Consider the following 20,795-nt stretch of genomic DNA (forward strand, 5'->3'; position numbering starts at 1 on the left):
TTGAGCGGCTTTTTTTATGTCTAAATTTTGGTGAAGTGATGCAAAAAAACCAACTTGCAGTACAAGAAGCGCTCACTTGGCTTGGCACACCCTACCATCATCAGGGGCGTGTCAAAGGCGTGGGTGTGGACTGTGGAACACTGATCTGTGAAGTCTATGAAGCAGTGGGGCTGATTGATCATTACGATCCAGGCCCATACCCACCTGACTGGCATATGCACCAGATGGGGCAGCGCTATCTTGAGCACATTCAAAACTTTTGTGATCAGGTAAACGATCCTCAGCCTGGTGATATTGTTCTTTATCATTTTGGCAAGTGCATCAGTCATGCTGCAATTGTCATTGAGTGGCCAACGATTATCCACTCATATATCCATCAGGGAGTCATTCTTCAGGATGGAACCAAAGGAAGTTTAGCCCGGCGAATTGCCGGGTTTTATCGTTTAAGAGGGCTATAAAATGGGTGGTGTTTTTGGTGGTGGTACCGTCAGTACATCTGACAAACGTATCAATTCAATGCGTATCCAGCAGTCAGCCTATGGTCTTTGCCAGCCTCTGGTTTACGGTAAAAACCGTGTCGCTGCCAATATGTTCTGGTATGGGGATTTTACAGCCACGGCCCACACAACAACGAAAAAGCAAGGGGGGAAGGGTGGTGGTGTAAAAACCAAAAACACGACTTATACCTATAGCGCGTCCTTCATGCTGGGGCTTTGTGAAAATAAAATCAAAGATATTGGGATTATCTGGCGTGACAAAGAACAGATTGTTCCTAAAACGGAAGGTGGTATCCAGCTTAAACCCATTGATCAGCTAGGGTTTGAATTATTTGATGGTGATCATAATCCTGTTTGGGGCTATCTCACATCAAAGCATCCTGACCAGGCATTGCACTATCCATTTCTCGGTTATGTCGCATGTGCCAACTACGATCTGGGGGGGAGTGCCAGCTTATCGAATCACAATTTTGAAGTAATTAGCGACATTACATTCTCAGAAACGATTCAAGATGCCAATCCTGCAGATGTAATTGAAGACTTCATTACCAATCCACGATATGGCGCATCACCAACTTTGCAAATGGCAGATTTGTCTGAATTTCGGACCTATTGTACAGCAACCAATTTGTTGATCAGTCCTGCTTTGACAGAACAGCGTGAAGCATTCGAAATCATCAATGAAATTGTTGAAGCGGTGAATTGTGCCGTGGTACCTAGTCCAGACGGTTTGAAGATCCGATCTTATGGTGACAGTGTCGTCAGTGGAAATGGGGTAACGTTCGTACCTGATCTGGAGCCGGTTTATCACCTTACTGATGACGATTTTATAGGTGAAGATCAGCCAGTTCGGGTACGTCGAAGTCGTGATACAGATGCGTATAATCATTGCCAAATTGAGTACGTGAATCGTTTTAACCAATACAATACTGAAACGGTTGAAGCCAAGGACCAAGCCAATATTGAAATGTTTGGGCTTCGTACCCAAGATCCGATCAAGTACGACTTTTTCTGTGAGCCAAAAATTGCGCGTCATGCGGTGCAATTGCTATTACAGCGAAAACTCTATGTTCGAAATGAATATGAGTTTGAATTAGGCTGGAAGTACTGTCGATTAGAGCCAATGGACATCGTGACCATCACTGATGGATCTTTGGGATTGAATCAGTTTCCAGTACGGATCACTCGTGTTGAGGAAGATGAAGATGGAGTGCTTTCTATTACAGCTGAAGAGCTGGCTGTTGGATCTCGTTCTGCCATTGAATATGACCTTCAATCCTCTAATGGGTACCAAGGCGGAAATGAAGAGCCTGGAAACGTTATTGCACCTGATATTTTTGAGCCACCATTAGACTTGACTGGCGGTATAAATCAGATCTGGGTAGCAGTATCCGGTGGCATCAATTGGGGTGGCTGTAACGTCTGGGTCAGCCTGGATAACACGACTTATGAAATGGTCGGTACGATCTACGGTTCTGCTCGGTATGGTACTTTGGTTTCAGCGATTGAGGCCGATCATACAGAGATGCAGATCCAGTTGAATACATCCAGCCAGATGTTCAGTGGTACGGTTGAAGATGCTGAGGTTGATGCAACTCTATGCCGCGTTGGTGACGAATATATTAACTACGTCGAAGCCACATTGGATGGATCTGGGCTGTATACATTAAGCGATGTGGTCCGTGGACGTTTTGATGATGCAGGTCCACATAATTCAGGTGAAGCATTTGTCCGTATTGATCGTGCTATTTTTAGCCATGATTACAATGAAAATATGGTTGGTAAGCAGATTTATCTGAAGTTCACAAGCTTCAATGGTCTTGAGCAAAAGGAAGAAACCTTGGATGAAGTGACGGCATACAGTTACACAATCAATGGTGGTCGTCCTGCAGGTGTTAAAGGTTTATCGCTGCAGTCTGCATTTGAAGGGACGAGTTTTAAAGTTCAATGGCAAAGTGCAGCTGGTGCGACAGGTTATGTTGTTCAGATTTGGTCGAATGGTGTATTACTTCGAACTGTTGATACAACGAATACCGATTATTCATACAGCATGGATGAAGCAAAAATCGACGGTATTCAGCGTGCTTATACGGTACGTGTCGCAAGTAAAAACGGTTCAATTGTCAGTACCTTTGCTGAGTTGAATATCAGTAATCCAGTGCCACCTCAATTGTTGAACGTGTACACATCGGCAACTGCAGATTCGATCACAGTAACTTGGATTCCAAGTGAAGTGCCTGATCTGAAAGATTACCAGGTGTGGATCAGCACTAATGCGAACTTTGATCCCGAAACTACAGCTGCACGTTGGACAGGTACTGAAAATGCTTGCACGATTACTGGCTTGCAATCAACGACCACATATTATGTGCGTGTTACTGCACGGGACGTATGGAAGCCGACCTCGTGGAACTATTCAACACGAATCACACAAGCCACTGCGGATTAATCACAAACCACCTTCGGGTGGTTTCATTTTTAAAGGGGTAATCAATTGCGAGATATCGTGATTAAACAGGGTACGAATAAGCCTATTCCATTAGACGTTAATAATAGTGATGGCACACCATATGACTTTAGTGATGTGACTGAGATCCGCAGCAAGATACGAAATATTAGTCGTGAGGTTATTGCAGAACTCATCATTTCCATTGATGAGGAAACACCTGGTCGACTCATTATAGAAACAGGTCCTACTGATGATTGGCCTATAGGAGAACATGTTTGGGATGTCTACTTTTATTTGAAAGATGGTCATGTATTTCCTATGCCAGACAAAGGTGTAAGCAAATGGATTGTTGATGAACGAATCTCTTAATGGAGGGTATTTCTATGAGTCAAAACACACAGAAAGTCATTGTGAAAAATTCAGCGCTTAAGGTGACAGTCAGCACATCAAATAAAGCAATAGTTGCGAAAATGCCCATCAAAGTCGTTCAAGTAAATGAAGCTGGTCGTCAAGGACCCAAAGGCGATCCTGGACTAACTTTAGATGAGGTTGATGATCGAATTGATCAAAAAATTAATGAAAATAGAATTTTGTTCAGAGATTTAGCGGGGAATATATATGGTTCAGATACTTGATATCTTACTAAAGGATGATCTGCATCCGAGCCTAGCAATCAATGCGAATAATCAACTGCAAGTAAATGTCGATAATGAATCTATTCATATCAAGCCAAACGGAACCATAGCCTTAAGTTTTGAATCGCAATTATTGATTAATGTTATTAAAGCCAATCAAACATTAACAGCTCTCTCTTCAAGAGTCGATGCAGAGTCAGGTGCACGTTTTATCACTTATGTTAATGAGCTTGGTCAAACGACAGAATTAAATTTTTCAGCATTTATGACTGATGTCCACGTAAATGGTGGTGTGGTTGAGGGAAAGGTGTTAGTGCTCACTGATACTGCAGGTGATCAAGTGCGAATTGATTTGACACAATTTATGAGTGAAGCTGATGTGCGTGCATTGATTAAAAGTATGTTTACGGTCGCCTTGAGAAATTTAAAAGGTGATATTAAAGGGTGGATTTTACCTTATGAGCCAGAACAACCCGATATTGTTTCCGAGTGAAGTAAAAGTACCTGAGCTTGAAGAATTTTCGGATGACTTTATTCTGCATAACAATCAACTATATGTTGATTGGAATCGGGTAGGTAATGTTCTTAAGTCTTCGAGTGGTGGGCCTAGAGTTGTTTACGAAGGTGAGGTTGTGGCAGACGAATCGGATGCTTTCTTTACAATCAACATTCCTGAAAACATATTTGCTGAACCACCCAAAATATTCATCACAGGATTTGCTTTAAATCCCGAAACTAATACTGCTGTTGGGAATGCTGCATTTGCATGTCTATTTCCTTCGAGTATTACAACTACTCGAGCACGTGGTAGAGCAAAAACCGCGAATTCTGCAGGCTTGTTAGCAGCTATGGTTCTAACCAATGCTGTTGGTGCGATTGTACAATTTATTGCTGTTGGCAAACCTTATATAGGAGATCAGTATGCACTTGCCGCCTGAAGGTACTCAGTTTTTTTCAGATTATTATCGCAGTCAAATTGGCGAACATTATTATCTTAAAGAAGAAAACGGAACTTGGTTTGTTTTTAATTTTCAGCAATGGGTAGCATTACCACCACCTGATCAATGGATTTTGGAATATAAAAAGCCAATATCTGAATTTACTGAATGGGACTATAACCCATTTAATGTATAGCCACCTCTGGGTGGTTTTTTTATTGCCGATTTTAAGGGGGCGTTAGTGAATGAACCTAGTGCATCAATTTGGAAAAAATTAAATGAAGTAACAGACAAACTCCAAAAAGTGTCTGAACAACTTATTGAATCAAATGCCATTAACAAAGGGTATCACCAAGCACTTGATCAGCATCGGATCAAGATTGAGGCCCTAGAGCGTGAAAACAATCGTGCTCAAGGTGCGATAGGTTTACTTAAATGGGCATCAACTATTCTACTCGGCATATCTATAACTAGTGCTTCGTGGACTATTAATACAATCAATCAACTCAAACAAGATGTGGCTATTATGAAAAGCCTCAGAGAGGATAGAAAATGAAATTAATTGAAAATTGGAAACAGGCTTGGAAACTCAAGTCAGTACAAGTAGGCGCATTTAGCGCTTTTTTTTATGCCTTAATTTTATTCTGTGATCAGTTTGTACAGGTGTGGAATGTTATTCCACCAGAGCTAAAAACCTACATTCCCGAACAATGGAAAGAATTTGTCGGATGTTTTGTTGGTATAGCTATGATTCTTGCTCGCTTGAAGGCTCAACCTGAACTGCATAGCATTAATCAGTTTGTAACTGTAACAGCAGGGCATTCAAATTCTGATCCTGGTGCGGTAAATGGCAATCTTAAAGAAGCCGATTTTGTTGTAACCATTCGAAATGCTTTAGCTTATTACCTAAAGCAGGCGGGCTTACAGGTTAAAACTGATGGTATCGGTACTCAGAACGATCCATTGTCTTCAGCACTCAAATTGATCAAAGGCTCTAAAATTGCTCTAGAGATTCACATGAATGCAGCAGCAAACAAAACTGCTGTTGGTATTGAAACAATCTCATTACCTAAAGATAAGAAATTGGCTCAACAGATCTCTAAAGCCGTTCAGAAAATCACTGGTTCACGACTTCGTGGAGATAATGGTTGGATTGATCAGTCTAAATCAGCTCGAGGCAAATTGGCTTTCGTACAAAATGGAGGTTTAATTCTTGAAGTTGGTTTTATCTCTAATGATGCTGAAGCAAAGCTAATTCAAGATCGAGCATGGTTGATTGCAAGAGAAATCTCAAAAGTAATTATCGCTAACCAGTAAAGAGATAGCCCTCTAAATGAGGGCTAATTTATTTAAATATAACAAAATTTTTAAAGTACAGTTTTCTGCCTGATTCACTATCTATTAATTTATATACATATAAATCATAATTATTCCTATGCTTTAAATCATATACATTTTGTTTGTAATCACCATCGAGCATTAATTTTCTGAAATATAAATTACGTTTTAAATCGAATGCACTTAGAATTTTTTTCATTTGCGACCTCTATCTCTATATACCTTGTGTAGATGACTTTCCAGAACCCAAATATCACCATCGATGACAACTTTATTGCCATCGTAAAGAGATAAATTCTGGCCATAAAAATCCGTAATGTTATTTAGTTTCCCTTGATAATTATAGTTTGCCCAAGCACATCTACGATCACTGTGGTTTGACTCTTTGTGAAAAACGAGGATTACTTGAGGGTATTTAATCATCATGAGTTTAATTCTCGGCACTAATATGATCTGGTATTTCAACAAAGTAAGCTTGATTGGTAGCAATACTTACCCATTGCAACGTCCCGATTTTATTAATGAGTTTAATATTATTGTTATCGTATAAGCTGATTAATACATTATTATCATCAAAAAACCCAACATATTGAATAGCTGGATTTCTGTGAAAGTTTTCATACATTTTATGGACTTTAACTTTAACAATATTCATTATTTATCCTAATCACCTAAAAGGAGTTAAACCTTTTAAATGATTTAAGAATTCTGAGTTATAAGTTATTTTTTAACTTCAACCTCAGTATGCTCTTTCGGAGCATCTTTAGTTTGTCTGTTCTCAGCATTTAATTGCTGTTCCTTATTTTTTTCTTGCTGAGCTTTTTGCGTATTATCGCCTACAGGGTTTGATTGTTGCTGGTTCTGTTGCTGGGTTTTAGAGTCACTTGACTTTGTGAAATTTGACATAATGATTGTCCTTGAATTGTCAATAGTATTATCGACAAACTCAGCATGTGCCTTATATTTTTTAATAGATACCCTGAATATGTATCAAGATTTATAGTTTTAGAAATATTTATTATGAGTGCCTGATATTAATCGATTATTAATATAATATTTAAATTAATATATTTGTAATTTATAAAAACTCTTACTCATGCATTGTTATAAATTTTTACATTAGCAATTTAGCAATAATCTCCTCATCAAACTCTATTATCCCAGTCTAGTGCGACACAATCTATAGATTGAAATTTTTTCAATACTTTGCAAGTTATGCTATCCGCTGAATACTCAAAAAAGAGAAATAGCAAAATTGGGTAGGAAACCTTATAGGTAAAGTATAAAATTTCTTTAGTAACTTACTAACAATTAATTCTGATGAAAATGATCACAGAATTATTTTCTAAGACGTAAATATCTTCAGTCTACAAAAAATGAAGAGTCTACAAAAAAATAAATTTGTAGACTGATTTGTAGACTGATGAAGTGCAATTACACCTAAGTGGTAACAAATGTATGCAACTATTAAATGATATTAACTTATTGAAAATACTGGTAATTGCAATATGATACAAGCGTTGCCAATTAAAACAAAATTAGGTGGATTCTACTTTTTCTACTATGCGATTGTCGGTACCTTCATGCCGTATTGGAGTCTATATCTGCAAGATCAAGGATTTAGCTTTTTAGAGATTGGGTGGCTTAGTGCAATTGCAATCATGACACGTTTTTTTGCGCCGTTTATTTGGGGTTGGGTGGCGGATAAAACGGGTAAAAGAATGCTATTGGTGCGAATCGCAACATGGATGGAAGCGAGTATATGGTTCCTCATTTTTATTATACCCAATAATTTTCAATCAATTGCCTTGTTAATGTTGATCTTCAGCTTTTTTCAAAATGCGATACTTGCTCAATTTGAAGGCGTTACATTATTTTGGTTAGGTGAAAAACGAAATGAACTTTATGGCAAAGTGAGAAAATGGGGATCGATTGGGTTTATTGTTGGTGTTTTCTTTATTGGTCTAATTCTTGAAATCATCGATATTCAGTATCTCCCGATTTTATTACTGAGTATTTCATTTCTAGCGTTCTTATGGTCATTTACAGTAAAAGAACCGAAGGGCGCACCAAAAGCCCAAAAAACACTTGAATCCATTATTCCAGTCTTAAAACAACCAGTTGTGAAAGCAATTTTCTTAATTGAGTTCATTATGTTGTTTGCTCAAGCACCATTCTATAGTTTTTATAGCAATTACTTACAGTCATCTGGATTTAGTACCACAGCAACAGGATTTCTTTGGTCAACAGGTGTTATTGCTGAAATCATGATGTTTGCCTATGCATCATTTTTTTTAAATCGTTTTACATGGCGTCAGTTGGTTGCGATCTGTTTATGGATGACTGGGCTTAGGTTTTTGATTGTTGGTTTATTTCCTGAAAGTTTTGTTCTCCAATTTCTCTCCCAGACAATGCATGCATTCAGTTTCGGTTTATTTCACTTATTGGCGATGCGCATTATTTTTGAGCACTTTTCTGCTGGGCAGCAGGGTAGAGCTCAAGCTTTGTATAGTACGATGTGGGGCTTGGGTGTGGCATCTGGAAGCGTATTGGCAGGACAATATTGGGAGCTGATTTCTGGCAGCTATATTTTTATCATTGCAGGAGCTTCAACGTTGATTGGTTTCATATTTTTATCCGCTTTACCAAATCTCAAGCCCACTGAAGCAAGATAGTGACTTATGATGTTTGAGTAAATAGTAATTGCGGATCCACGCATAATCTATTTCGTCCTTCAGATTTGGCTTGATAAAGGGCAACATCTGCACGATTAATCAATTGTTGGAATGGGGTGCCAGACGGAAGTTGTTGATAACTTAAACCTATGCTTACACTAATATTGAGATGTTGATTTTGCCTGATCATAATCGGTGTTTCTGCCACGCGGTCGCATATACGCTGTGCGATTTTAATGCAGGCTGGTAGGTTACTATCTTTAATTAAGATGGCAAATTCTTCACCGCCAACTCTACCGAATAAATCATTTGATCTAATTAGAGATCTGACGATATTGCTAAAGTCTTTGAGAACAATATCACCTATTTCATGTCCATATTGATCATTAATTTTTTTAAAGTGGTCAATATCGAGTAGTAGAATAGACACGCTGTGTATATTGGATTTCGCCTCCCTATGAGTTGAGTCTATCGTCTTTTCGCTTTCTTCATAAAAATATCGGCGATTCATGGTCGTTGTTAAACTGTCATGGTTCGCTAAATATAATATTTGGTGATATAGCTTTTGGCGATTCAAACTAATAATTGATAATGTTAGTGGGCCTAAAGCCAGCATGAAAAGACCGATGCGAACAGACAGTGTTGTCGAAATAAATGCTTCTGGAGATTCTGTTAGATAATATGCACTTAAGCTGTTGTATAAGAACATACATACAAAGCAGTTGATGATTGCAACCAACAATAAATTGTAGGTTAATGCTGCCCAGATGAGTGCTCCGATCGGGAACATGATGGCGCCAGGGCCAATAAAAAAGTGAGTTAGAATTACAGATACAACGACAAATATGAAGGGTAAGACAAGGGGCAAACTTAAACGTTGATTTTTTTGATTTATAAAATATTGTTGAACTGTAGTTTTGCTTGGTAATGCGAGAACAATAGGTAAAAAAGCGACAAAGTTAAGAATTTCACCACTCCACCACATGCCAAAATCAACCCAAATACGGCTGAGCTCCATAAAGCTGTTAGGAACATAAGGGATGGTTAAAATCGCAAAGGTTGGGCTCGCTAGGCACCCTCCAAAAGCACTAATTAAAAATAAGTAAACAAATGTAAGACCTTTATTGAATTCTTGATAATTGATTTTTAACCGGTTCAGTAGGTATAAGGTCACTAATGGGTTTAGCAAGTTAGCAAGAGTTAACAACCAAGTAAGTTGTAAAGTGTTGCCAGTACCTAGGTCTGCAAGCATATACCCAGAAAAGGCCCCAAGCCAGCCACCAAGATTATTGAGATAACTAAATCTTAAAAAAAGACCAAGTAGTACGGCATTTGCAGGCCAGAAAATTGCGAGAAATGAGAGAGGTCGACCAAGTATTCCAGCCAAAGCACAAAGTGTAATGATGAGCATGACAATCAAAAAAGATTGTGCATTGTTTTTAATCAGCTCTGTTCGTATCCATATGGTCATACTTAACGTATATTCCCTTGCATAAAATCTTATATTTTTAAGCTTTCTGTGAGGTATAGAATGAATATTATTCTGATAAGAATATATTTTTGCACTAATAAATCAATAGATCGCATTAAACTGCTGATGATTTAAATTTCATCAATAGGGAATTCATTTTCTTATATAAAATTGTTCTTATCACGTTAATTCTATGAGTTTTCTTGCTGAAATGTGCTAATTTAGCTCTAAACGTTGACCTATAGATGTTGTATGAAAAAAACAGTTTTTTTTGCACCTTTACTTTTATTAATGACGTCTTTTTCTTCTGCCGATCAAAATGTCCAAGCGCAAGCTAAAGGTGCTGATTTACAACAGCCTGAAAATAATATTCGAATCAACATGCGCCCAGAAATTTTAGGTTTATGGGGAATGGAAATTCCAAATAATAAAAAATGTGTTGAGTATTATAATTTCCGTGGTAACAATGAGGTGGTCGTGAATAGTGCTAAAGAGTGGTCGGTCGGTTTATTTGAGTATCAACCATCTCAAGACAGCTCTTCGGGCTTGTTGCCTACCTTGGTCATGCAAGTCAATTATGAGAACAACGAAAAAGACTGCTCTGGTAATCAAGTAGATCAGGCAGGAGATTTGTCTCAATATTTTGTAAAATGGGACAATCCGAATCAAATCAATTTCTGTGCATCTGAAAAGGGTGGACAATGTTTTGCAAAACTTAATCGTATATTGCCATGAGCTAAAATCTTTCCAGCGTATTCTTCAATAAAAAAAAGCCTCCTGAAAAAGAGGCTTTTTTATTCATCTTGTAAAGCTGTAATTACTCAGCTTCGCTATGTCCTTGTACCTGTTTCAACAAATGTTTCTCTAAGTAGTGAATATCCATAGCCTGTTCTGCAAAGTTCTTATCTTCAAGGATGAGATCTTTGTGTAGCGGAATATTGGTTTTGATTCCAGTTAAGATCATTTCATCTAAGGCTTGTTTCATACGTGCCAAAGCGGTTTCGCGATCTTTACCATGTGCGATTAATTTAGCAATCATCGAATCATAGTAAGGTGGAATGCTATAACCTGGATAGATATGAGAATCTAAACGGATGCCTGCACCACCTGGTGTGTAGAATTGCTCGATTTTACCTGGTGATGGGAGGAAGGTGGTTGGATCTTCTGCATTAATACGGCATTCAATTGCATGACCGTGTACTTTGATTTGATCTTGTTCTAGATTTAAACCAAGACCAGCGGCTACACGAAGCTGTTGTTCAATAATATCGACACCCGTTACCATTTCAGTCACAGGATGTTCTACTTGAACACGTGTATTCATCTCAATAAAGAAGAACTCACCATCTTCAAATAAGAATTCGAACGTGCCTGCGCCACGATACTGCATTAATTCGCATGCTTTTACGCAAGCTGCTAAAATTTCAGCACGAGCTTCTTCTGGAAGGTTCGGAGCAGGAGCCTCCTCAAGCACTTTTTGATGACGGCGTTGTAATGAACAGTCACGATCATATAAATGTACGGCGTGACCATTACCATCGCCAATCACCTGTACTTCAACATGGCGTGGCTTTTGAAGGAAACGTTCCATGTAAACCGTATCATCACCGAACCACATTTCAGCATCACGTTGAGCTGCTTGTACAGACTCCAACAGTGTATCAACACGTTCAACAATTCGCATACCGCGACCGCCACCACCAGCAGCAGCTTTAACGATAAGTGGGAAGCCAATCTCTTTTGCTTCGGCCAAGGCATTGTTTGGTGTTACAGCATGAGCTGAACCTGGAACGGTTGGTACACCAGCTTTACGCATCGCCATAATCGCTGACACTTTATTCCCCATAAGGCGAATATGTTCAGGACGTGGACCAATAAAGATAAAACCAGAACTTTCTACAATCTCAGCAAATTCAGCATTTTCTGATAAAAAGCCATAACCTGGATGAATTGCATCTGCACCAGTCACTTCCGCTGCTGTAATAATTGCAGGAATATTTAGATAACTTTCGCTACTTGCACCAGGACCAATACAAACGGCTTCATCAACAAAGCGTAAATGCATGAGGTCTTTATCGGCATCCGAGTAGATACCGACTGTTTTAATACCGAGTGTTTTGCAAGCACGTGTAATACGCAGTGCAATTTCACCTCGGTTGGCAATGAGAACTTTTTGCAACATACCAACCCCCAACGATTACGCGCGGTAGCGGAATAAAGGTTGACCGAATTGGATTACATCACCATTTTTAACTAAAATTTCTTCAATCACACCACTTTGAGTTGCCTCAATTGGGTTCATGATTTTCATTGCTTCAATAATTCCAAGCGTTTCGCCTGCTGAAACAGTTTGTCCTACATTTACAAATGGTGCTTCGCCTGGACTTGGTGCAGCATAGAACACGCCAACCATTGGTGAGGTTTCAACAGCACCACGAGAAGCTGGTTTCACAACTGGAGCTTCTGGCGCAGCAGATTGTATTGGTGCAACACCAGCGGCTACGATAGGATTACGACGCGCTAAAGCAATGGATTGATCACCTTCTTTTACTTCAATAGATTGAAGATCCGATTCAATCATTAAGTCGATGAGCTTTTTAATTTTGCGAATATCCATGAATTCGTATTCCTAAGGTTAAAGATGTGTAGAAGTTTGAATTTTTTGCACGGCATGAGTTAATGCAAATGAATAACCCTGTGCGCCTAGTCCACAAATGACACCGACAGCTTTATCTGAGAGATAAGAGTGGTGTCTAAATGCTTCACGTGCGTGAACATTTGAAAGGTGAACTTCAATAAATGGGATCGCAACACCTAATAGGGCATCACGTACTGCTACTGAGGAGTGGGTCAGTGCAGCAGGATTGATGATGATAAATTTTATACCATCAATTTGGGCTTGATGAATTCGGTCGACAATGGCACCTTCCCAATTGCTTTGGAAGGTTTCAAGTTGAATTGAACTTTCTTGAGCTTGCTGTATGAGTTGATGATTGATATCGTCTAAAGTTAAATGTCCGTAAACTTCAGGTTCTCGCTTTCCTAGCAAGTTTAAATTTGGTCCATGTATGACCAAAATGGTCGAACTCATGAAGACAGCTCCAATATGAAAGTTGCAATATAACCTTGCAAGATGTCTGCAAAGTTTGCATATTATGGCATGTTTTTAAGCTTTTCATTTATATTTTGTTTCAAAAATAGCAAAAAAACAATGTCGTCAATGAGCTGTATTTTGAGAACTTTGCAGTCAATTGGCAATGTTAAAAAATTACATTTTTCTTTTAATTCTTCGAGTCTGCTATTTTAAACCGAATTGACCAAAAGTATTCATTTGTTTTGTGTAACCGCCATATGTGAGTCATCAATAGTCAGCATTTCTGACCATGAGGTGGTATAGCGTGGAGAGTGGTGCAATTGCTTCATTTTCCATTGTTGTTGATTGGTATGATAGCCCACTTGAATACAATGCTTTCCAAAGCGGTTTTTCATAGCGCCAATTGTTGTCATGAGTGAATCTCGCTGCTGGATTAAATCATGAGGCTGCCAAAGGTCATGTGTATGTGTTTTTTTAGCACTCAAAGCAGAAAACATGACGGAAACTTTTACATAACGTATATTTTCTTTAAATAAAACATCAATTTGCTGTTGTGCTGCATGGGTCAGGATTAATAAATCATCCGTCGGATATTCCAAACCAATTACATGAGAATGTGATTTCTTGAATGGTTTTACTGGAATTTTTTCATAAAGAGACACATGGACACAGGCGCATAATTGTTCTTGCTTGGTTAAACGCTCATGAGCCCGACTTAAATGAAAAATCATGGCTTGCTTGATTAATGCTTTATCCTTTAATGCTGATGCAAAACTTCGTGATGCTAAGATTCGTTTAGACGGTAAATCAGGATCTTCTAGTGAAATACAGGACTGACCTTTTAGCTCACGAATGGTACGCCCCATGAGCACTGAAAACTGCTTCATCAAATAGTGTTCATTGGCAAAAGTTAAGTCATAGCAATTATAAATACCGTAACTTTCAAGTTGTTTACTAATTTTTCGACCTACGCCCCAAATTTCCGATACTGAGGTTTCTATAAGTAATTGATCAAAACTGCATGGATCCAAATCCAATAAAGAACACACTCGGTTAAAACCAGAACGTTTTTTGGCAAAATGATTGGCGAGTTTAGCTTGTGTTTTACTGTAACCAATCCCGATACAACAAGGTAAACCGATCCATTGTTGAATACGGTCGACTAATTCTCGACAAAATTTTTCTAAATCAAAAAGATTTTGATAATGTGTTAGACGAATAAAACATTCATCAATTGAATAGGGCTCTAAATCTGAATCTGCATGAAAGTGTTGCTCTAAAATAGTGAAAAAACGACTAGACATATCGCCGTAGAGGGCATAGTTGCTTGAGAATACTTTAACACCAGCTTTAAGCATATCTTTTTCAATTTCATACCATGGCACGGCCATGCCAATATTGAGAGCTTTCGCTTCCTCACTACGGGATACGACACAACCATCGTTATTACTTAAAACAACGACCGGTTGACCATTTAAACTTGGATTAAATACACGCTCACAACTGACATAGCAGTTATTAATATCAATGAGCGCAAAAATCTCTTGATGATAAATATTTTGCATAGGAGTAGGGTGAACTGCTTAGATCAATTTATTTCAGTTTTTTTAAAATGCAAGTCACTACACCCCAGACCATGATTTGTTCTTCGCTACGAGGATAGATGTCAGGGTAGTCTGGATTCTCGGCTTTTAACCATAAAAGGATCGTTCCATCATTTTGTTTTTCTAACATTAATCTTTTTACTGTGAATTCATTATTAATCAGCGCCAAGACGATATCACCATGTTCTGCATTCAAACTCCGGTCAATCAAGATTTGATCACCAACTTCAATCCCTGCATTTTTCATTGATAAAGAATTTACGCGTAGTATAAAAGTAGATGCTACGTTGTGAACCAAGTATTCATTTAGATCAATATGTCCTTCTACATAATCTTGTGCTGGGGAAGGGAAGCCTGCTGCCACAGATTCAATAGGATAGGCAATTTTTAAACGTGTTCTAAATTGGATTGGTGAAATTTCAATTTGTTGATTGAAATCATCTTCAGGTCGTATTTTTAACCATTCTTTAATTTGAATCACTTTTGATTCAGGAACACGCATTACTACTGTTTTTTCTGAAAACTGTGATTTTCGACCTGCATTGGCACGTTTACCACCATGTAGAGAAGCGGTATTTGTTGCTGAAATATTTGAATTGCTGCTCATATGAAATTCCCCCCATTTAATCTTGAATATGTAACAAAATCAAGATAGCAAAAAAAACATTGTAAAAACAGATTGTTTCGTCGGATTGATTGTGCTTATACGACACTATGCTTAAAATTAGGTCTGAATTTATGATGAAAATGGAATCATCCATGTTGCAAGATTTTATTGAAGAGCAAAAATTAGTCTGTGAGGAGTTTGATTCTGCTTACATCAAAGTGAATGAAGATGATGTTGTTGCTGTGGCTAAGCATACTTTAGATCAAGAGCCAATCGTCGGTTTGCGTAATAAGCCTGAACCAGGTGAGAAAGTGGCATGGTTTATTTATGGTGGTGAATTAGGCGAGGGCGAAGATTTTTTTGAGACGATGACGGTGAAAGAGCTTGAAGAAATTTTACCCGACGCAATTCCATTTCTTGCATTGGAAACAGGTTTCCGTTTTATGATTGATCGAGATGATTATGAGGATGTTTGGAAAGCTGAGCCTGATTTAGGAATCTAATGCGCATGTTATGGGTGAGGTTGATTTTTGTAGGTTTAAGTTTTGTTGTATCACAACAGGTTGTAGCGAATGATTTGATTGATGCACAACAGATGGTGTATCAGCAAAAACTGGATCATGAAATGCAGCTGATCGAACAAACCAAGCAGATTTTAGATGATGAACACAGTACAGCCACACCGATGGAGCAACAACTTGCTTTATGCGGAAGGTTAAAGGCCTATCAAAACATTGTTGGTTTAGCAGACCAGTTTATTCAAGTTGAACAAGCACATGTAATGAAACGTATTGCGCAATTTTATTTAAATCAGCAATCTACGAGTTTTCAGCAATCGGGCATGACAATTGATGATTGGTGTAGCGCAAACTAGCAAATTTGTCAGATATTGATATGAATTTGGACTGAATTGATAACTCGAACTTTATTATAATTTTTTGCGTTGAGTTGACGTATTCCAATTTCCCTGATTGACACGCGACATCTTAACCATCATTAGTCTAGGTGATGTCTAAACCCGCTGCATAGCGGGTTTTTTGATGTCTATTTCACTGATTAATTCATTTTTTAAAGCTACGAACTGACTCGATATGCTATTTAAATCAAAAAGTAATTTTGGTTTACAGACAATTGGCAGGCTTTGGTATTCCGGCTAATCGACTTAGATGGCGAGCAACTAGGCCTGTTTTAAACCTTTCTTGCAATACTGCATTATCAATGTCAGCGCTGACGTGTTTCATTAAAAATTTGATTAAGGGACGAGTTGCAGGAGAATGACCAAATTGAGCGTAGAACTGGCGAACCGCATGCAATACTTCGAAATGCCAAGCTGTTAGCTCAAGCTCGAGCGTATTCGCGAGTACTTGCGCTACATTTTCATTCCAAATGGTATAGTCAACTAAATGACCATCTTGATCGAGTTCAAGGGATAATTCAGTGGTCATGGTAAAACCTAAGTCAATAAATTTGTTTTATTTAAGGCTAATACAGCGTGTAAAGCCCAAAATGATATCTGCAAAAGTGGTGTAATCAATCACTTCAATTTGAAAATACTCGCCGTTCAATAGATGCGAAGGTAATAACTCAGCATCTCGATCTAAAACGTAGACCTTGTTTTGAATCGTAAGTACAGATGGTGTAAACAATGCCAACACCGCATCCCCCATAAGCACTAAAGCATCATTGGTATCCAGTGTTTTTTGAACCTGTTGAATACAATGTTCAGTATTTGCAAATTGAGATTGTATTAAATAAAGCGTTTTATCGGTCATATGAGTTACCAATACAGCACATGGTCAAAGCTTTGAATTAACTCTTTATTAAATTCAATAAATTTAATTTCATGCGTAGTATGTTGAACAAAGGGATTATCTTGTTGATTGGATTCAACCAAAATAGGGCTTAGATCGTAAAACTCAAAGCTATCGACGAGGTTGGAAGCCAGTTTAAACGCATGTTTAATGGGTTCGAAGCTTAATTCGGAACGGAGTAAACTTAAAGCTGCGCCTTGCAATAAAACTTTTACTTCAGCGCCAAAAGTTGCTAAAACCATGGTTGCAGAAAGGCTCTCATGAACTTGTAGCGAGTTGAGATTTGATTGGGTTAATATAACCAGTACAGATTTCACACAATTTACCTTTCAATTGCAACAATCAATGAAAAATGAATAATTTAGAATTGAACTAGACGTGCTGAAGTTGAGACAGCATCTGCCAATTCACCGAGTCCTACCAGCTGAAAACCTTCAGCCAGATTATGGGACTCAATGTGATGGCGTTGAGCATTTTCAGCATCAGTGATTCCACGTGCTAGGGCAGCACTTACGCAAACAGGAAGTTTGATATTTAATTTTTGCCACTCTTGTTTGAGACTTCTTTGATCATCTGGCGACCACTGTAAGTTGTTTGCAACTTGAACGCCTTCTTGATAAAAGAAAACTCGAAAAATTTCGCCTTTCGCTTGCAATGATTGTGCGAGTCCTAATGCATGCCAAGCATGGATTGAGCTAGGTGCCGAGGTAATTAGTAATAACGTACTCATTTAAAACTTCGCATAGGGTGATCAAACTGAAAATAGCTTGTTCAGGCTTTTAAACAAAAAGGTAGTATACAATGATTTTAGTGACAGGTGGATTAGGCTTTATAGGTTCACACGTTGTTTTAAGCTTATTGGCACATGGTCAAGAAGTTGTCATTGTAGATAATCTTGCCAATGCGAATTTACAAACACTTGAACGTCTCGAATACATTTCTGGGATGTATGTACCTTTTGTAAAGCTAGATGTTAGAAATACGCCTGCTCTGAATAAAGTTTTTGAGCAGTACTCAATCCGTGCTGTTATACATACTGCAGGATTTAAGTCTTTAGAGGAGTCTCGCTTAAAACCGCTTGAATATTATAATGATAATGTCAGTTGCATTATGAGTCTGATGCGTGCAATGCAACGAACAGGTGTACGAACATTATTGCATCTTTCAAGTATGGCGGTTTATGGCACTTCGAGTTTGAATTTAAATGAAGAACATCCTCTCAATTTTGCCAATCCAAACCCTTATATTAAATCCCAGCAAATGATTGAAGAGATCATCCGTGATACCTCTAAAACGGACGAAGAATGGAGTATTGCGATCCTGAGACTAGCAAATGTAGCTGGTGCTTTTGAACATGGAGTTTTGGGTGAAGTGGTTGCCCCTTTACCTAAAAATATTTTGCCTTTGGTGTTACAAGTCGCAGCCATGCAGCGCGATTCCATTCAATTACAAAAGAATGCCAAGACAAAAGACCAAACGGTTGAACGAAGTTTTGTGCATGTCATTGATGTGTGTGAGGCAGTCATTGCAACTTTAAAGTGGTTATTTAATCAAAGATCTACGTGCGAAGCATTTGATATCGCAGGTCAGCCAAGTTCAATTCAAAACTTGATCAATACGGTAGAAAAAGTGACTGAAACAAAAATTCGAACTGAGGAAACTGATTATGTTTTCCAAGAATTAGATCAAATTGGTTCGAATAGTTTAAAAGCATTTGAATTATTGCAATGGAAAGCACATCGATCACTAGAACAAATGATTGAAGATCAATGGCGATACTATCAAAGCACCTTTAATAATTAAAATGATAATCATTTACATTTGTGGTTTTTTTGATTAGCATCAAATCAACGGTGGATCAATCTGAATCAAACATGATTCTTCCAATGAATAGCGAAATATTTGAGGCTGATATGCAAACACGTATAGAACACGACACGATGGGTGATGTAGAAGTACCAAGTGATGCGATGTGGGGGGCTCAAACCCAGCGCAGTTTGCAAAATTTCAAAATTGGCGGTGAGCGACTTCCTCGTGCGATGATCCGTGGTATGGGGCTGGTCAAAAAAGCGGCTGCACTTACCAATGCTGAGTTAAATCAGATTCCTGCTGAATTGGCGAATTATATTGTGGATGCTGCAGAAGAAGTAATCACGGGGCAATGGGACAGTCAATTTCCATTAGTGGTATGGCAAACAGGTTCTGGTACTCAAAGTAATATGAACTGTAATGAAGTCATTGCAAATATTGCGAATCAAAAACTGGGTAATCCGCTTGGAGCACAGAAACCCGTTCATCCAAATGATCATGTTAATCGAGCTCAATCTACAAATGATTCGTTTCCAACAGCGATTCATGTCGCTGCTAGTTTACAGATCAATGAGTTACTGATTCCAGCAGTTCAAGCTTTACGTGAAACTTTACATCAGAAGTCTCAAGAATTTTCAAATATCGTTAAGATTGGGCGTACACATTTACAAGATGCAACGCCGTTAACTTTAGGCCAGGAATTCAGTGGTTACGTATCCCAACTCGATCATGGATTAAAGCGTCTAGAGCAAGCTTTAGAAGGGTTATATGAATTGCCATTAGGTGGTACAGCTGTAGGGACAGGTCTAAATGCTCATCCTGATTATGCGATAAATGTAGCAAAAAAATTGGCTGAGCTTACGGGTTTACCTTTTGTGACTGCACCAAATAAGTTTGAAGCACTAGCAGGACGTGATGCTGCAGTATTTGCTTCTGGCGCACTGAAAACACTTGCTGCGAGTTTAAATAAGATTGCCAATGATATTCGTTGGTTAGCGAGTGGTCCTCGTTGTGGTTTTGGGGAGATTCGTATTCCTGAAAATGAACCAGGTTCGAGTATTATGCCAGGTAAGGTGAATCCTACTCAAAGTGAAGCTATGACGATGGTTGTTGCGCAGGTTTTGGGTAATGACACGACGATTAATATCGCTGGTGCTTCAGGTAATTTTGAACTAAATGTTTTTATGCCGGTTATTGCTTATAATTTACTGCAATCAATTCAGCTGCTAGGTGATGCATGTAATAGCTTTAATGAGCATTGTGCTGTGGGGATTGAGCCGAACCAAGATAAGATTGATTATTTCTTGCATAACTCATTGATGTTAGTGACTGCATTGAATCCTGTGATTGGTTATGAAAACGCGGCAAAAGTTGCTAAGACAGCATATAAGGAAGGTAAAACACTTAAACAAGTTGCTGTAGAGCTGAATTTAGTCACAGCTGAGCAGTTTGATGAAGTCGTTGTACCTGAGAATATGGTTTCACCTAATGTGAAGTGATTTTGATTTGGTGAATTTTTGATTTGAATGTTGATAACATATATTGACAAGCAACTGTCTTTAATATATTCACCAATTATTCATTTCAGAATACTATTTATATAACGACCTTTCATACGTCACTTAAGGCTTTTACAAAGGAGACAATTATGAATAATTATAAAGCTCGTCTAATCCTTGAAGAAGGCTATGGATTAGGTTGAGACTCATTTAAATTTGTGTAATAAAAAAGCATCCATTAGGGTGCTTTATTTTTGAGTAAAATAAAATTGAATTTCTTTTATAATTATCTTCTGATAATTCCATATGTCACTGTAATTGCTTATTTTTATATTTATCGTAGAGATAATTTCTTTATTAGGATTAGA

The 20,795-nt window shown here is 38.2% G+C and carries 27 protein-coding genes; 15 read left to right on the forward strand and 12 right to left on the reverse strand.

What is annotated here, in order from left to right:
• Positions 1-38 precede the first annotated feature (38 nt).
• The 9 genes from AC1M9A_RS03420 to AC1M9A_RS03460 are packed head-to-tail and all read left to right on the forward strand — an operon-like array spanning position 39 to position 5,836.
• Complete coding sequence (locus AC1M9A_RS03420; protein WP_481609633.1) at positions 39-458, forward strand: NlpC/P60 family protein; 420 nt, start codon at positions 39-41, stop codon at positions 456-458.
• A gap of 1 nt (position 459) precedes the next feature.
• A complete protein-coding gene (locus tag AC1M9A_RS03425; RefSeq protein WP_481609634.1) occupies positions 460-2,946 on the forward strand; it encodes a phage tail protein in 2,487 nt (828 codons plus the stop codon).
• A 45-nt stretch (positions 2,947-2,991) separates the two neighbouring features.
• On the forward strand, positions 2,992-3,315 hold the full coding sequence (locus tag AC1M9A_RS03430; RefSeq protein ID WP_481590011.1) for a hypothetical protein: 324 nt from the start codon (positions 2,992-2,994) through the stop codon (positions 3,313-3,315).
• 14 nt (positions 3,316-3,329) lie between these two features.
• On the forward strand, positions 3,330-3,581 hold the full coding sequence (locus AC1M9A_RS03435) for a hypothetical protein (RefSeq protein WP_481592619.1): 252 nt from the start codon (positions 3,330-3,332) through the stop codon (positions 3,579-3,581).
• Positions 3,565-4,074 carry a hypothetical protein gene (locus AC1M9A_RS03440; protein WP_481609635.1) on the forward strand — a complete coding sequence of 170 codons (510 nt, stop codon included), beginning with the start codon at positions 3,565-3,567 and terminating at the stop codon, positions 4,072-4,074. The genes AC1M9A_RS03435 and AC1M9A_RS03440 overlap by 17 nt, the downstream gene beginning before the upstream one ends.
• Positions 4,040-4,519: a hypothetical protein gene (locus AC1M9A_RS03445; protein WP_481609636.1), complete on the forward strand. Its 480-nt coding sequence runs from the start codon at positions 4,040-4,042 to the stop codon at positions 4,517-4,519. The genes AC1M9A_RS03440 and AC1M9A_RS03445 overlap by 35 nt, the downstream gene beginning before the upstream one ends.
• Positions 4,503-4,715, forward strand: a complete 213-nt coding sequence (locus tag AC1M9A_RS03450) for a hypothetical protein (protein ID WP_481590983.1) — start codon at positions 4,503-4,505, stop codon at positions 4,713-4,715. The genes AC1M9A_RS03445 and AC1M9A_RS03450 overlap by 17 nt, the downstream gene beginning before the upstream one ends.
• A 45-nt stretch (positions 4,716-4,760) precedes the next feature.
• On the forward strand, positions 4,761-5,075 hold the full coding sequence (locus tag AC1M9A_RS03455; RefSeq protein WP_481592616.1) for a hypothetical protein: 315 nt from the start codon (positions 4,761-4,763) through the stop codon (positions 5,073-5,075).
• Positions 5,072-5,836, forward strand: coding sequence for an N-acetylmuramoyl-L-alanine amidase (locus AC1M9A_RS03460; RefSeq protein WP_481609637.1), 765 nt, complete (start codon positions 5,072-5,074; stop codon positions 5,834-5,836). The genes AC1M9A_RS03455 and AC1M9A_RS03460 overlap by 4 nt, the downstream gene beginning before the upstream one ends.
• A gap of 451 nt (positions 5,837-6,287) precedes the next feature.
• Here AC1M9A_RS03460 and AC1M9A_RS03465 read toward each other — a convergent pair whose 3' ends face one another.
• Together AC1M9A_RS03465 and AC1M9A_RS03470 are read right to left on the reverse strand one after the other, a co-directional pair.
• Complete coding sequence (locus AC1M9A_RS03465) at positions 6,288-6,512, reverse strand: hypothetical protein (RefSeq protein WP_481588136.1); 225 nt, start codon at positions 6,510-6,512, stop codon at positions 6,288-6,290.
• Between the two features lie 65 nt (positions 6,513-6,577).
• On the reverse strand, positions 6,578-6,763 hold the full coding sequence (locus tag AC1M9A_RS03470; protein ID WP_481588135.1) for a hypothetical protein: 186 nt from the start codon (positions 6,761-6,763) through the stop codon (positions 6,578-6,580).
• Between the two features lie 605 nt (positions 6,764-7,368).
• Between AC1M9A_RS03470 and AC1M9A_RS03475 the strand changes: the two genes are divergently transcribed.
• The gene (locus tag AC1M9A_RS03475) at positions 7,369-8,532 is read left to right on the forward strand and encodes an MFS transporter (protein ID WP_179998280.1); all 1,164 of its coding nucleotides are present in this window, start codon (positions 7,369-7,371) and stop codon (positions 8,530-8,532) included.
• A 4-nt stretch (positions 8,533-8,536) separates the two neighbouring features.
• Here the strand turns inward: AC1M9A_RS03475 and AC1M9A_RS03480 are convergent, their stop codons facing one another.
• Positions 8,537-10,003: a GGDEF domain-containing protein gene (locus AC1M9A_RS03480; protein ID WP_481609638.1), complete on the reverse strand. Its 1,467-nt coding sequence runs from the start codon at positions 10,001-10,003 to the stop codon at positions 8,537-8,539.
• 252 nt (positions 10,004-10,255) lie between these two features.
• On the opposite strand from AC1M9A_RS03480, the gene AC1M9A_RS03485 reads away from it, so the two are divergent.
• The gene (locus tag AC1M9A_RS03485; RefSeq protein WP_035270703.1) at positions 10,256-10,738 is read left to right on the forward strand and encodes a hypothetical protein; all 483 of its coding nucleotides are present in this window, start codon (positions 10,256-10,258) and stop codon (positions 10,736-10,738) included.
• An 82-nt stretch (positions 10,739-10,820) separates the two neighbouring features.
• On the opposite strand, the gene accC is transcribed toward AC1M9A_RS03485, so the two are convergent.
• From accC to AC1M9A_RS03510, 5 genes are all read right to left on the reverse strand, one after another.
• Positions 10,821-12,185 carry an acetyl-CoA carboxylase biotin carboxylase subunit gene (gene accC, locus AC1M9A_RS03490; protein WP_035267832.1) on the reverse strand — a complete coding sequence of 455 codons (1,365 nt, stop codon included), beginning with the start codon at positions 12,183-12,185 and terminating at the stop codon, positions 10,821-10,823.
• Positions 12,186-12,200: 15 nt separating this feature from the next.
• Positions 12,201-12,620 carry an acetyl-CoA carboxylase biotin carboxyl carrier protein gene (gene accB / locus AC1M9A_RS03495; protein ID WP_035267829.1) on the reverse strand — a complete coding sequence of 140 codons (420 nt, stop codon included), beginning with the start codon at positions 12,618-12,620 and terminating at the stop codon, positions 12,201-12,203.
• Positions 12,621-12,638: 18 nt separating this feature from the next.
• Complete coding sequence (gene aroQ / locus AC1M9A_RS03500; protein WP_481609639.1) at positions 12,639-13,094, reverse strand: type II 3-dehydroquinate dehydratase; 456 nt, start codon at positions 13,092-13,094, stop codon at positions 12,639-12,641.
• Between the two features lie 236 nt (positions 13,095-13,330).
• Positions 13,331-14,662: a Y-family DNA polymerase gene (locus tag AC1M9A_RS03505; protein ID WP_481597080.1), complete on the reverse strand. Its 1,332-nt coding sequence runs from the start codon at positions 14,660-14,662 to the stop codon at positions 13,331-13,333.
• Positions 14,663-14,690: 28 nt separating this feature from the next.
• Entirely contained in the window at positions 14,691-15,308 is a 618-nt protein-coding gene (locus tag AC1M9A_RS03510; protein ID WP_257219868.1) for a LexA family protein, read from the reverse strand.
• Between the two features lie 152 nt (positions 15,309-15,460).
• Between AC1M9A_RS03510 and AC1M9A_RS03515 the strand changes: the two genes are divergently transcribed.
• A complete protein-coding gene (locus tag AC1M9A_RS03515) occupies positions 15,461-15,811 on the forward strand; it encodes an immunity protein Imm33 domain-containing protein (RefSeq protein ID WP_035267817.1) in 351 nt (116 codons plus the stop codon).
• Positions 15,811-16,182 carry a hypothetical protein gene (locus tag AC1M9A_RS03520; RefSeq protein ID WP_180027827.1) on the forward strand — a complete coding sequence of 124 codons (372 nt, stop codon included), beginning with the start codon at positions 15,811-15,813 and terminating at the stop codon, positions 16,180-16,182. The genes AC1M9A_RS03515 and AC1M9A_RS03520 overlap by 1 nt, the downstream gene beginning before the upstream one ends.
• A 247-nt stretch (positions 16,183-16,429) precedes the next feature.
• On the opposite strand, the gene AC1M9A_RS03525 is transcribed toward AC1M9A_RS03520, so the two are convergent.
• The 4 genes from AC1M9A_RS03525 to tusD are packed head-to-tail and all read right to left on the reverse strand — an operon-like array spanning position 16,430 to position 17,849.
• Entirely contained in the window at positions 16,430-16,753 is a 324-nt protein-coding gene (locus AC1M9A_RS03525) for a TusE/DsrC/DsvC family sulfur relay protein (protein ID WP_179998007.1), read from the reverse strand.
• Between the two features lie 27 nt (positions 16,754-16,780).
• On the reverse strand, positions 16,781-17,080 hold the full coding sequence (locus AC1M9A_RS03530; RefSeq protein ID WP_035267811.1) for a DsrH/TusB family sulfur metabolism protein: 300 nt from the start codon (positions 17,078-17,080) through the stop codon (positions 16,781-16,783).
• 5 nt (positions 17,081-17,085) lie between these two features.
• Positions 17,086-17,436 carry a hypothetical protein gene (locus AC1M9A_RS03535; RefSeq protein WP_035267809.1) on the reverse strand — a complete coding sequence of 117 codons (351 nt, stop codon included), beginning with the start codon at positions 17,434-17,436 and terminating at the stop codon, positions 17,086-17,088.
• A 44-nt stretch (positions 17,437-17,480) separates the two neighbouring features.
• Positions 17,481-17,849: a sulfurtransferase complex subunit TusD gene (gene tusD / locus AC1M9A_RS03540; RefSeq protein ID WP_481609640.1), complete on the reverse strand. Its 369-nt coding sequence runs from the start codon at positions 17,847-17,849 to the stop codon at positions 17,481-17,483.
• Between the two features lie 71 nt (positions 17,850-17,920).
• Here tusD and AC1M9A_RS03545 point away from each other — a divergent pair, with 71 nt between their 5' ends.
• Both AC1M9A_RS03545 and fumC read left to right on the forward strand, forming a co-directional pair.
• Positions 17,921-18,922: an NAD-dependent epimerase/dehydratase family protein gene (locus AC1M9A_RS03545; RefSeq protein WP_481609641.1), complete on the forward strand. Its 1,002-nt coding sequence runs from the start codon at positions 17,921-17,923 to the stop codon at positions 18,920-18,922.
• Positions 18,923-19,032: 110 nt separating this feature from the next.
• Entirely contained in the window at positions 19,033-20,427 is a 1,395-nt protein-coding gene (gene fumC / locus AC1M9A_RS03550; protein ID WP_481609679.1) for a class II fumarate hydratase, read from the forward strand.
• The last annotated feature ends 368 nt before the right edge of the window (positions 20,428-20,795 follow it).

Source organism: Acinetobacter sp. ANC_7634 (genome assembly GCF_056779875.1).